Consider the following 12,883-nt stretch of genomic DNA (forward strand, 5'->3'; position numbering starts at 1 on the left):
CCGTCAGCGGAACGGAATCGTGAGCCACGGGCTGCCGGGGTCGGACATCAGAATGCGATGCGCCGAGACCATGTCCTGGTACCAGTCCCCGAACTCCTCGTCGTCGAAGTGGAGGCAGCGGCCGAGGATGTAGCCGGCGGAGAAGTCCTGCCAGGACTTGTAGGACAGGGCGGCGGCCCGGCCGGCCTGGAGGACGGCGGCCTCGGCCTCCTTGAGCGTGCCGAAGCGGGCTCCGAGCCCCCACCGGGCCATCTTCGAGGCGCGGCCGAGATCCCAGGCGTCGACGGACGAGACGTACTGGTTGCCGTCGAGCACACCGTCGGCGCGCATCCGGGCCTCGTAGCGGGTGATGCGCCCGATGAGTCGCTGTACGCCCTCGATGTGGGCCTCGACCTCGGAGGTGGGCCGGGGTTCGGTCTTGGTGACCCCGTCCTCTCCGACCACGACCGACCCCTCGGACCTGGCGCGGATGACGTTGGCGGCGGCCTGGCGCCAATAGCCGACATCGACGTGGCCGCCGAAGTCGCGGGCGATGGTGCGGCGCAGGCCGAGGGCGAAGTCCCAGACGGAGCTGTGCTGTTCGCAGGCGAGGAGGTCGCGGAGGTAGTACTGCCACTGCTCGCGGGTGGTGATGCCCCACCACTCGTTCAACCGCTTCCGCTCGTTCGGATAACCGGTGCCGTGCCAGGCCATGCCGTTCCAGAAAGAGCCGTTGTTGACGCAGAGGAGAGCACCACAGGCGAGTCCGTGGGCGACCGGACCATGCAGGGGGCCGCCGACGCGGAGGGTCCGCAGCCGCATCGACTGGTCCCGCGGCGGGGCCTGTTCCCCGTACTGCGCCCAAGCCGCGGAATGCGGCGGGGCGGACGGCAGGAACGCCTCGCAGGGGCTGCCCGGATTGACGACGATCACCGGCGGATCGGTCGGCTGCCACACCTTGGCGAACCACTCCAGGCGGTTCCAGTCGAACACCCGGTGGGGCTCCGGGGCGGGCAGCATGCCCTCGGTGTACACGGCCCAGATCCGCCCCCCGGCGACGCGCGGGTCATACCCGAACACGGCGTACGTAACCCTGGGCGTGGCATCCGCCCCGCCCTTCTCTATCTCGAAGAACAACCGCGCCTGAGCAAGCGTGCCGAAGTACGCGACCCAGTCCCCCCGCCCCTTGGCCTCGAACAGGGCCTGCTCGATCTCGGACGGGGGAGTCCAGGCGGGAGCGGCGACAGCAGGGAACCCGGCAGGTGGCGGCCCGAACGACATGAAACCCTTCCGCTCCTCGTTCCAGCTGTGGCGAACTTAGGGTACTGGCCAGTCCCGACCGACGAGGTGCCTGTCTCTGTCAGGAGCCATCATGGAAGAACTCTTCCTCCCGGACCCAGTATTCACTCCCTTGACCTCCACGAGAGCTCAATCAATGTGACTAGGCCCCTGCATCCGTCCAGATCAACATAGACGCCAAAAAACTTTCCATCTCGGCAACGACGCCTTTGAGGACGTCACCACGTTTCAGTTGCGACAACGGAACCGCCTCCGCCGATGCTCCGGGAGGTGCACGATGACGCCGCTGTCGGAAAATTCCGCAAAGTGTTCCACCGCCACGGTGACAGTATCCTGATTGATATCGGCGCCACAAAAGTACCGAACCCCCGGCGCTTGTGCGTAGAGGAGATCGAGGTCGGCCAGCACCTCATCCCTGTCGGCCAGGAGGGCAATTTTTCCTGGCGCGTAGGCAACCATGATGAATTCATGACCCCCTAGGGGAGTGTCGGAAAAATTGCCGGTCCATCGCGGCTGAGGATCGTCGTCACCAAACGGAATGCGAAGGCCGGGCGTCTTGTCCCAGTCAACCCCGCTGGCACCCCATGGAAGGCTGCTCAGATAGTCGAACAGTTGATTTGCTTCTCCGGGGCTGACAGTCCTGTAACTGTGGGCTTTTCGCCATGCCTCAAAGAGTTGGTTTTCGCGATCCATGCTTTGTCTCGGTTGAGTGAGTACGCCTGTTTGTCTATGAGGTACCGTGTGTCGGTCTTTCCCCTGGTTGGCCATGGCCGGGATCATCATCCCGCGCCTCGGTTTCGTCCAGGCCTGCTCGATCGCCGACGGAAGAGTCCAGGCGGGAACGCCGACTAGGAGGGAAACGGCCAGGTGGCAGTCCAAACGACATGGCAGCACCGCCGAGAGCGAGTCGTCGTCATACCAGCCGACCGCCGCTTCCTGTGGTGCTGTTTCGCGCAGGCAGTCCAAAGCGACGGGAAGCAGCCAATGGAGCCCGATGTCTTGAGTGATCAGTCGACGCTGTTCCTGTCCACAAAGCGCCAGAGCATGAGTTACTCCGTGGCGTGAGTCAACGGTATTGAGCCAGCCATTTCATGACGCGACTGATTGGCGGGGTCAGATGTAGAGGAATCTCCTGATCTCACCGATGGTCGTCTGCCATTCGGATATCAAGTTCCCCTCTTCGTCGACTATGGATCTTGGTTCCACGGAACGCCAAGGCTCGGCGGGGTTGAAAACTTCCGATAAGTCTTCCAGAAAAATGATCGAGTTCTGGATGAAGATGGTCTCCCCGAACCTGTAGAGGGGCCAACAGGTGATGAAGTTGCCGTGTGTCGGATCCGGGATGGATGAAATGAGGCACGATGTAGCGTTGCGTTCACCTTCAAGAACCCTCAGGCAGTGTGCCCAACTGGTCTGGTATTGCTCCACGTCCCAATAGGTCAGGTCTATCGGAAAGCTTTCCTCGAAGTCGCCCACCGTGATGTGTCCAATGGCACTCTCACCCGCTGCGGCTCCGGAACGGGACGGCACAGACAGAACCCGGATGGAGAAGGGTTGTCGGCTACTGATTGACTCTGGGTAGCACTGCATCCCGGTATTCGTATCGAACCTTCTATTGAGAGGCACTCGGCGGAGGGAAAAGTTCAGACCGAGTAAGGGTAGAGATCAATCCGAGGAGTCGTGAATTCGATGCAGTCGCCGACTCTCGGCTCCTCGGCCTGGTGGGACTGGACGGAGTTCATCGAGTTCTCGAATTCCACAAGTACAATGTCGGTGTCGACTCGGAGAGCCACCACGGAGTCCTCGGCTACAGAGGCCACAACACCTCTGATCCGTACTGGTGAAGTCGGAAAATCCGATGTCATCATGGTCGGTCCGTCTGCAGTGGTCCACTGGGTGATCTCTTCCGGGGCATCGAACTCGACATCCACAAGATCACCCACCTGCGGAATCTCCGATCCACACCACTGGCCCCACGCCTGCCCCGACGTTCCCCTGAAGGCCACGAGGGGGCCTTTGCCGGTCTCCGTGCCTGGCAATAGGTCCATAATCTCAATGCGCACTACTTCAGTCCTAGTGGTACTCGGACCATGGTGTTGTCCACGATCCATGTGTTAGTGGGTGATTCGAAAGTCCAGGTTTCCATGTGGAAGTGGAACTTGGTGGGTTTGCTGTTCATCTCGTGTGAACCAAGTCGAATGCTGCGCCGGCCGTCGGCGGAGACGAGGCGGTCCGGATCCGGTAATCCAGTACGCGGATGGATGTTCGTATAAGGGCCCTCGCCCAGGAATTTATCCCACTCGTCCAACACCTCGTGTGGTTTAAGGGGCTTTGGGGCGACGACCTCGCGGGTCTGGACAACCTTCTGTTCCGGAGGACAGGGGGAGAGTCCCAGGGGGTCGGCCCAGGTGTGGGGATTGTCGACATACGTCGCGGGGTTGGGCGCGGGGGTGAGGCCGAGGGGGTCGGATGCTAAGTAGCGGGCTGTTTCGGGGTCGTAGTGGCGGAAGTAGTTGTAGTGCAGGCCCGTTTCCGGGTCGTAGTACTGGCCTGGGAAGCGTAGGGGGGTGTAGGTCGTGCTGTTTGTCGACCACGCCGTTGTGCCCCACAGGGTGCTTCGGGTGTGCCAGGCGATCTCGCCCTGGTCGTCCAGCAGCTCGGTCGGGGTGCCGACCAGGTCGGTGACGATGGCGAAGAAGCGGGAGTCGATCTCCTGCTGGGGGGCTTCCGCCGCTGTGATGCGTTCCGTTTGGGCGAGGGGGCGGAGGCCCTGGTGGTCCCAGGTCACGGTGATCGGGTGGGGGAAAGCCTCGGACCTTGTCGTTTGTTCGCAGAGGGTGGTGCCGTCCCAGGTGAAGTCCACCCGTTCCACGACCGTTTCGCCGTCCTCCGCCAGGCGGAGCTTGGCTGTGCGGCGGCCCAGGGGGTCGTAGGTGTAGCGCCAGCGGGTGCCGTCCGGGGTGACCACCGAGGTCAGGCGGTCCTCCGCGTCCCATTCGTAGTGCCAGGTGTCCGGCTTGCGCGAGAGGCGGGTTTTCTGGCGGAGGGTGATGCGGCCGAGGGCGTCGTGTTCGTAGCGGACGTTGCCTGCCTGGGTGATGCGGGTGCCTGTGTAGGTGCGGGGGCCCGTCGACTCTGCTCCCGGGTGGGTCGTCGGCCAGGCGGCTTCGGTCTGGTTGCCTGCCTCGTCGTAGGCGTAGCGTTCCGTCCAGCCGGCCGCGTGGACCGCCGTCACCCTGCCGGAGGCGTCCAGGTCGAAGCGGCGGGAGCCGGACAACTCGTTCTCGATGGCGGTCAGGTTGCCGTCGGCCCGGTAGGTGTACGACCGGTGCTGGACCCTGCGACCTGCGGCGCCGGTCACCGACTGGGTCGTCAGGCGGCCCATGGTGTCGTAGGCGTGCTCCAGGGTGATCGTGTCACCGATCAGGCGCTTCAGTTCGTGCCCGGCCTCGTCGTAGGTGAAATCGATCGGGTGGCCCGATGCCGTCATGCCCGTGCGGCGGCCTGCCTCGTCGTACGACCACGTCGTCACCGCCCCGGTTGGGGTCACCCGGCTGGTACGGCGGCCCAGGGTGTCGTACGTGTACGTCACCGTGCGGCCGTTCACCGTTTCCGAGCGCAGGTTGCCGTGGCGGTCGCGGAGCAGGGTGAGGGTGGTGCCGTCGGGGCCGGTCGCGTGGGCGAGTCGGTCGGTCAGGTCGTAGGCATACGTCGTGGGTCCGTCCGGTGTGGTCTTGCGGAGCACCTGGCCGAGGGCGTTGCGGTCGAACGTCGTCTCCCCGCCGAGGGCGTTCCGTCGTGTCGCCAAGCGGCCTGCCGCGTCGTACTCGTACGTCAGGGTGCGGTTGTCGAAGTCCGTTTCCCGGATCAGGTGGCCAGCCGGGTCGTAGGCGTACTCCCACGTCAGGCCCTGGGGGTTGGTGACCTTGGTCAGGCGTAGTTCGGTGTCGTGGGTGAATTCGTAGCGGACGCCGTCGGGGCCCGTGCGGGCCGTCAACAGGTCGAAGTGGGTGTACTCGAAGCGGGTGACCCCGCCGAGGGGGTCGGTGTGGCTGGTGCAGTTGCCCTCGCCGTCGTACGTCCACGTCTCCGTCGTGCCGTCGGGGGCCGTGCGGCGGGTCAGCCGTCCCTCGACCGACCACTCCAGGTGGAAGACACCACCGAGTGGGTCCGTGATGGCGGTCGGTAAGCCTAGGGCGTTGCGTTCGTAGCAGGTGGTGGCTCCCAGCGGGTCCGACACCTGGACCGGGAGGCCCGCGCGGTCGCAGACGACCGTGGTGGTGTTGCCTAACGGGTCCGTCACCGACGTCAGGTGGCCCGCCTCCGTGTAGGTGAAGCGGGTCGTCTGGCCGGCCGGGTCCGTCACCGACGTGCGGTTGCCCCGATCGTCGTAGGTCTGGTGGATCACCGTGCCGTCCGGGTTCACCACCTTCACCGGCAGGCCGAGGGTGTCGTACTCGGCCCTCGTCTCGCGGCCGTCCGGGCGGACCACCCGCGTGAGGTTGCCCGTCTCGTCGTACTCGAACGCCGTCGTGTTGCCCAACGGGTCCGTTGTGGACAGCAGGCGGTTGTAGCGGTCGCGGGTGTAGCGGGTGGTCGCGCCGAGTGGGTCGGTCTCGGCGATCACTTGGCAGCGGTGGTTGATCAGGTAGTGGGTGGTGAGGCCGTGTGAGTCGGTGATGGTCGTGGTGTGTTCGCCGGTGTCGGGGTCCACGGGCGAGTAGGTGAAGGCGGAGGCCAGGTGGCCTGCGGCGCCGGACTGGTGGGTGCAGCGGTCCCGGTCGTCGTAGGCGTAGGTGAAGTGGCTGTCGTTGGTGTCCGTCCAGGAGGTGAGGCGGCCCTGGTCGTCGTAGCCGAAGACGGTGGGGCGGCCCGTGGAGTTGACGACCTCGGTGAGGTGGCCGTCGGTGTAGCCGTAGCGGACGAGTTCCTGGTCGGTGCCGTCGGCTGCCGCGCCCGCCAGGCGCAGCGCGGTGATTCTGCCGTCCGCGGTCGACAGCAGCAGCCGGTGACCGGCCGAGGAGGCGATCGCCAGCGGGGTGCCCTCGGTGTCGTACTCGAAGGTGATCCAGTTGCCGTTGCGGTCGTCCAGCTGTTCCAGGACCGCCAGGTCCTCGGAGCGGTCGGCGAAGTGCCGTACCCGGCCCGACTCGGGGTCGGTGAGGGTGTAGCCGTCGTCCACCCGGTCCAGGGGCCAGCGCGGGCCGTGGCCGGGCAGGGTCGGCACGCCCGGGGCGGGATGCGGATAGGCGAGCGTCACCCCGTCCTCGCCGACGAAGACGACACCCTCCGCGTCGATCTCCAGGCGCTGGTCGAGCGTGGAGGACCAGGTCGGGCCGAACCAGCCACCGAGCCGGTACGACGACTCGAACTGACGCTTGACGACGAGGGGCAGGACGCCGGGGAGCGAGACGTCGTTCTGCGGCAGCACCATCCGGCCGGTGGCGACGTCGACGGGATCCTTCTCGCAGACCTTGTCGGCCGGGCGCCGGGAGACGTCCTCCGCGCCCTCCTCGACCGCGTTCCGGGCACCCTTGCGCGCCCCCTGCTCCGCGGCCTCCTCCATACCCTTCTTCAGCCCGAGCCGCAGTCCGCCCCGGGCCAGTCCCGCGCCCTTGCTCCCGACGAGTTCGGGTACGAGACGGCCGAGGAACTCGGCGGGGTCCTTGCGGAAGCTGTCCCACATGGCCTTCGCCGCCTGGTCCGGATGGGCGGCGGTGGTGACCAGGCCGGAGAGCGTCATGCTGACGTTCTGCAGGTACGCGGCGGGGTGGGTGAGGTTGTAGGGATCGAGGGGATTCACGCCGCGGACGAAGGTGACCAGGCCGGCCGTGCCCTTGATCATGCCCCCGGCGAAGTGGGACAGTTCCAGGCTCGCGGCCACCGAACCGTCCACCACCTCGGTCTTCAGGCGCTCCAGCGGCGGGGGCTCGGCCGGTGCGTGTGCCAGGGCCGAGCGGACCTTGGCCTGCGCCTCGGTGGCGGCGGTGTTGCGCTGCTCGCGGGCCCGGGCCAGCTGGTGCAGCGCGGCCTGCACATCGGCCTTGCCCGGGTCCTGGAACTCGCCCGGCCGGGGACCGGGATCCTCACCCGCCTCCGCCTTCTCGTTGTAGGCGGCGACCCTCTTCTTGTGCGCCTCGTACGCCTCCTTGGACGCCTTCACCCCCTCGCGGTACAGGCGAACGGCCTCCTCGGCCTGCCCTTGCGCCCACGTCACCGTGTCGGCGTACGTCTCCAGCGCCTCTGCCGCCGCTTCACATGCCTCGGCCGCCTGGGCCCACTTGGCGGGATGCACACCGAACTTCCTGCGGAACGCGTCCCCGCCCTCACCCCTCCAGCCGGAGGAGTCGACCTTCCTCAGCCCCTGCCCGACCCGGTCGAACGCACCATGGAAGTCCCGCAGATGCTTCGCGGCCTCGCGGATCTTCGCCGGGCTGCCGTGGACGAGCTCGTTCGCCTCCTCACTCTCACCGAGCTGCTGCTCACCCGGGGTCGCTCCCAGATCGGAGGCGACCCCGTCCCCCCAGTCCTCCACCACATCGGCCCACTCGTGCACCCCGAGCCGGTCCAGGCCCTCACCGATCTTGTCCGTGGTGTAGTCGACACCCTTGCCCAGCAGCTTCTTGCCGCCGTCGACCAGGTGCTCACCGCCGCTGAGGAGCTTGTTGGTGATGTTTCCCAGGCCCATCAGCCCTCACCGTCCTGGCCGGCCGTCCGGGCGCGGGCCTCGGGGGACGGGTCGAAGGTCTCGGCCAGCATCTCCTCGTACCGCTCGCCCGAGACACCGAACCTCTCCTGGACCTCTTCCCGGTCCAGGCCCGGCAGGGCGATGTCGTCCGAGGCCAGCACCTCGTACGAGGCGTCCTTCCAGCCCTGCCGGCTGTTCGCCCACGCCTGCCGGAACGACTCCTCGCTGTAATCCACACCCGAACCGGAGTCCACGATCTGGCCCCAGCTCCTCTTCTGCACCTCCTCCTCGGAGGCGTAGGGATCGCCCACCACCGCGTTCCCGGCGACCTTGAAGGCACCCTTCACGTACTGGTCCGTCTCGTAGTACGTGCCCGCCGCCAGGCCCGTCCGCGCCGCGAAGCTGTTCCCCTCGATCACCAGCGCCCGGACCCCCCACTCCCAGCGCTCACAGAACGACTTGAACTCATCCGTCAGGCCCTGATGGCCCAGCTCCAGACCCGACAAGGCGATATCACCGAAACCCCGGCCGGCTCCCGCCCGGCCGTCCATGCCCAGTTCCTTCAGCTCCCCCAACGCCTCGGTCAGCCCCTTCGCGATCAGGCCCAGCCCCTGCGTCGTCAGGTCCTTGCCGCCGTCCCCGCTCACCGCACGTCCCCCGTCCCGCCGTCGACGTCCACCGCCACCGCATCCGGCACGACCCCCCGCACCGGAGGAAAGAGCATCCCGTCCTCGCCGTCCGCACAGTCCAGCGCCACCCCGCACGGCACCCCCACCGCCGGTACCGCCGCGTCCAGCAACCGCGCCCCCAGCCACCGCTGATAAGTCCACTCACGCGCGCCCTCACCCCGCGCCACCGCGAAACGCGCCAACGCGCCCTCGTCGGAGAAGGCGTAGATCCAGCGCACGCCGCCGAAATCCGCCGTCAAAGGCGCCTCGCCCTCATCCACCGGCACGAGCACCGCCGTACGCCGGAACTCACCCAGCAGGACCGCGAACTCGCGCCTGCCGCGCACAACGCGGTCGGCAGCCCCTTGCCGGCCGGGCTCGGGCGCGTCCGCGTAGTCGTACAACCGTGACCGGCGCGCCCGCCCCGCCGAGCCGGTCTTTCCCCCGTGTTCGGCCATGGCCGGGATCATCACACCCCCTGTCGGCGGGTTCAACGCGACAGCCGGCCGAGGGAGCGAGTCCGGCCAACCCGGGGCGCGTACGCGACGGCGCCCGGACCGTGGGGTGGTCCGGGCGCCGGGGGAGGGGACGGGGTCGGTTACGGGAGGGCGTGGACGTGGGCTCCCACGCTGTTGGACCAGGCGTTGCCCGAGGCCGCGTCCCAGTTGGTGGACCAGGTCATCGCGCCGCGCAGGTCGGGGTAGGTCTTGGACGGCTTGAAGGTGCCGCAGTTGGCGGCCTTCGTCAGGCAGTCCAGGGCGTTGTTGACGACCGTCGGGGAGACATAGCCGCCGCCCGCCGCGCGGGTGGAGGCCGGGAGGCCGAGGCCGACCTGGGACGGGGACAGGCCGCCTTCCAGCTGGATGCAGGCCAGCGCGGTGAGGAAGTCGACCGTGCCCTGGCTGTAGACCTTGCCGTCACAGCCCAGCATCGAACCGCTGTTGTAGTACTGCATGTTGACGACCGTCAGGATGTCCTTGACGTTCAGGGCCGTCTGGAAGTACGAGTTCGACGTCGACTGCATGTCGATCGTCTGCGGGGCCATCGTGATGATCAGCGAGGGGCCCGCCTTCGCCGACAGGGAGCGCAGGGCCTGCGTCATGTACGTCGCGTTCAGGCCGTTCTCCAGGTCGATGTCGACGCCGTCGAAGCCGTACGTCTGCATCAGGCCGTACACGGAGTTCGCGAAGTTCGCCGCCGAGTTCGCGTCGCTGACCGACACCGAGCCCTTCTCGCCGCCGACCGAGATGATGACCTTCTTGCCGGCCGCCTGCTTGGCCTTGATGTCCGCCTTGAACTGGTCGACCGTGTAGCCGCCGAGGCCGGCCGAGTCCAGGTTGAAGGTCACCGCTCCCGGCGTGGACGTGGCGTCCGCGAAGGACACCGCGATGATGTCGTAGGCCGACGGGACGTCCGACAGCTTCTGGACCGTGGCCCCGTTGTTGAAGTTCTGCCAGTAGCCGGTCACCGCGTGCTTGGGCAGGGAGCCGCCGCCCCCGCCGCCGGAGCCGGTGGTCGTCGTGCCGGTCACCGTGGCCGACTTCGCCGACTCGCCCGCCGCGTTGGTCGCCGTCACCTGGAAGGAGTACGACGTGGAGGCCGCGAGGCCGGTCACCGTCGCCGACGTGCCCGACACCGCCGTGACCTTCGTGCCGTCGCGGTAGACGTTGTAGCCCGTCGCACCGGACACCGCCGACCACGACAGGGAGACCGAGGAGGACGTCGAGGACGACACGGCGAGGCCGGACGGGGCCGCCGGGACCGTCGGGTTCGGGTTGCCGCTCCCGCCGCCGTCGGGTCCGTAGACGGAGAGGTCGTCGGCGTAGTAGGCCGCCTGCCCGTACCAGCCGTGGGTGTAGACCGTGACCGAGGTGGTGGAGGAGCCGGTGGTGAACGTCGTCTGGAGCTGCTTCCAGGACGGTGTGTCGGGGGTCCAGGTGGAGACGTCCGTGGTGCCCGTGCCCGTCACGCCGAGGTAGGTGTAGCCGCCCTGGACCCACGCGCTCAGCGTGTACGTCGAGTTGGGCTTGACCGCGACCGTCTGGGAGCACTTGGCGGTGTCCTGGCCGGCCGGGGTCGCCTTCAGGGCGCCGGTGCCGCCGTGCACGGGGGACGTGACCGTCGTGCCGCTGCCGGCCGTACACGTCCAGTCGGCGAGGCCCGACTCGAAGCCCGCGTTCCGCACGTTGTTCACGTCCGCCGCCGAGGCGGGGGAGGCCGCGGCGAGGCCCGCGACCGTGAGGGCCAGGGCGGTGGCGGCGGACCATGCCGCAAGGCGCCGTCCGGTGGGTCTGGGTATGCCTGGTGCGCGGTCCACTGAAGCCTCCGGTGGGGAGTCGGACGGGGAGAGAAGGGGAGAGAGGACGGTGGCCACCGCTCGCCCTACAAGTTGGTCCAGACCAATCGAGGGTGTCAAGAGGTCCAGACCGGAAACGTTTCGAGCCGGCGGCTCAACCTGTCCTGGTTTGGCGGGGCTTGCGGCGGGAGAGTTCCCCACCGGCTTCACTCACGCTGTTCTCCCGGTCATACGGCCGTGGATACAGTGCTCGGGTAGTCACGCAATGAAGTCGTCCCGGCGCACCGGAGTGACCCCGGTGGGCCGACGGATGTGAAGAGCGGAGAGCTGCGCGTGCCAACAGCCATTGCCGTGACCAGCGCCGACATGGCGCTGCCGGCGCAGGACGAGCGGACCGTACCCGCCGTCGTGCTGACCGGACTCGACCGCGGGCCGCTGGACGAGGGCCTCGCCGGACTCCACCGGCTCACCGAGCAGCACGGATACGTGGTCGTCGTCTGTTCCGAGGCCACCCCGGAGCCGGTCGTCCGGCGGCTGCACACCCTGCGCGCGCTGCTGGAGAGCGACCGCATCGCCCTGTTCCGGCCCGCCCTGCCCCCGCTCGGCGTCGCCGTCCTGGCCCGGCAGCTGCGCCAGCTCGCCTCCTGCGATCTGAGCCCGGGCGTGCTCGCCTCCGCCGGCCGGCTGCTCACCCACTACATCCACGCGGGCGCCGTCCTCGGCTCGGTCGCCCGGCTGGACCGGGTCCCGGTCGGGCTGAAGGCGCACGCCAGGTCATGGGTGCCCGGCAGCCAGTTCGCCGTCCTCGCCCACCCCGAACCGCAGGTGGTCCGGGTCGGCCCCGAAGCCGACCTGAAGGGGCCGGAGTTCGGCACCTGGATGCTGGTCGCCAAGGGGCAGTCGCACAGCGACTGGGTCGCCGGCCTCGGCACCCGGTGGGGGGTGCACGGACTGCGCGAGGCCACGCTGCCCGCCGAGTCCCCGGTGTGGTGGGGGACCGGCCGCCTGGTCGAGTTCTGCGGCTACCTCGCCGACCTGTCCGTCCTCTACCAACTGGTCACCTCCGTACGGCAGACCCGCTGCCACTGGTGCGGCCTCGACGTCATCGGCGACCGCTGCGTCTTCTGCCGCGCCACCTGCGAAGCCCCCGCCCCACCCCGCGCCCTGGAATCGCGAACGCCCGCCTGACCTGCGCGAACCGACCCGTCCCGCTCGACCGATCCCCCCAATGAGGTTGCACGGTCCATGAACTCCCGTCAGCGCCGCGGCGTCTTACTGCTGATCCTGTCGGCCCTGTGCGCTCTGGGCGCGTTCGCCGGCGTGCTCTCCTTCGTCCACGACGTGAACACCAAGGTCGGGCCCGAGACCACCGCCTACCGGGTCAGGTCCGAGGTGAGGCCGTACACCACCCTGGACGCGGACCAGTTCGAGAAGGTCGAGATGCCCAGGCGGTGGCTGTCCGGCAACGCCGTCACCGACCTGGCGCAGATACGCGGCAAGATCGCCGTGACCACCCTGCGCGCGGGCTCCCTGCTCCAGACCGACATGATCGTGGACCGGCCCGCCCTCCAGCCCGGCCAGCAGGAGGTCGCCATCATGATCGACGCGGCGACCGGAGTGGCCGGGAAGATCACCCCGGGCTCGCGCGTCAACGTCTACGCCACCTTCGAGGGACGCAAGGAGGGCGACCCCGACCAGTCGAAGATCATCGTCACCAACGCGCGGGTCCTCGACGTCGGCCGGATCACCGTCCTCGACCCCGACGACGACGGCCGCCGCCGGCCCACCGACGCCGTCCCCATCACCTTCGCGCTGTCCACCCTCGACGCCCAGCGCCTCACCTACGCCGAGTCCTTCGCCCAGCGCGTCCGGCTCGCGCTCGTGGCCCCCGGCAGCGAGACCAGCGTCCCCGACCAGGACCGCACCTACGAACTCGCGACGGACAAGTGAGAG

10 protein-coding genes are annotated in these 12,883 nt (G+C 68.0%); 2 read left to right on the forward strand and 8 right to left on the reverse strand.

Annotated features, from left to right (window positions below; all coding sequences use genetic code 11):
• Positions 1-3 precede the first annotated feature (3 nt).
• The 8 genes from IE251_RS01660 to IE251_RS01695 form a co-directional block, all read right to left on the reverse strand.
• Positions 4-1,260: a DUF1266 domain-containing protein gene (locus IE251_RS01660; protein WP_189751091.1), complete on the reverse strand. Its 1,257-nt coding sequence runs from the start codon at positions 1,258-1,260 to the stop codon at positions 4-6.
• Positions 1,261-1,506: 246 nt separating this feature from the next.
• Positions 1,507-1,971: a hypothetical protein gene (locus IE251_RS01665; protein ID WP_189751092.1), complete on the reverse strand. Its 465-nt coding sequence runs from the start codon at positions 1,969-1,971 to the stop codon at positions 1,507-1,509.
• A 420-nt stretch (positions 1,972-2,391) separates the two neighbouring features.
• A complete protein-coding gene (locus IE251_RS01670) occupies positions 2,392-2,754 on the reverse strand; it encodes a hypothetical protein (RefSeq protein WP_229896532.1) in 363 nt (120 codons plus the stop codon).
• Between the two features lie 167 nt (positions 2,755-2,921).
• Entirely contained in the window at positions 2,922-3,341 is a 420-nt protein-coding gene (locus tag IE251_RS01675; RefSeq protein WP_189751093.1) for a hypothetical protein, read from the reverse strand.
• Entirely contained in the window at positions 3,341-7,966 is a 4,626-nt protein-coding gene (locus tag IE251_RS01680) for a putative T7SS-secreted protein (RefSeq protein ID WP_189751094.1), read from the reverse strand. Before IE251_RS01680 ends, IE251_RS01675 begins: the two co-directional genes overlap by 1 nt.
• On the reverse strand, positions 7,966-8,613 hold the full coding sequence (locus IE251_RS01685; RefSeq protein ID WP_189751095.1) for a hypothetical protein: 648 nt from the start codon (positions 8,611-8,613) through the stop codon (positions 7,966-7,968). Before IE251_RS01685 ends, IE251_RS01680 begins: the two co-directional genes overlap by 1 nt.
• Entirely contained in the window at positions 8,610-9,092 is a 483-nt protein-coding gene (locus tag IE251_RS01690; RefSeq protein WP_373301956.1) for a hypothetical protein, read from the reverse strand. The genes IE251_RS01685 and IE251_RS01690 overlap by 4 nt, the downstream gene beginning before the upstream one ends.
• Positions 9,093-9,232: 140 nt before the next feature.
• The gene (locus tag IE251_RS01695) at positions 9,233-10,951 is read right to left on the reverse strand and encodes a chitinase (protein ID WP_189751097.1); all 1,719 of its coding nucleotides are present in this window, start codon (positions 10,949-10,951) and stop codon (positions 9,233-9,235) included.
• A 312-nt stretch (positions 10,952-11,263) separates the two neighbouring features.
• Between IE251_RS01695 and IE251_RS01700 the strand changes: the two genes are divergently transcribed.
• Together IE251_RS01700 and cpaB are read left to right on the forward strand one after the other, a co-directional pair.
• Positions 11,264-12,118, forward strand: a complete 855-nt coding sequence (locus IE251_RS01700) for a hypothetical protein (RefSeq protein WP_373301957.1) — start codon at positions 11,264-11,266, stop codon at positions 12,116-12,118.
• 57 nt (positions 12,119-12,175) lie between these two features.
• Positions 12,176-12,880 (forward strand): Flp pilus assembly protein CpaB, encoded by a 705-nt coding sequence (gene cpaB, locus IE251_RS01705; RefSeq protein WP_189751099.1) that lies wholly within the window; start codon positions 12,176-12,178, stop codon positions 12,878-12,880.
• Positions 12,881-12,883 lie beyond the last annotated feature (3 nt).

The organism is Streptomyces eurythermus, assembly GCF_014649115.1.
GTDB lineage: Bacteria > Actinomycetota > Actinomycetes > Streptomycetales > Streptomycetaceae > Streptomyces > Streptomyces eurythermus.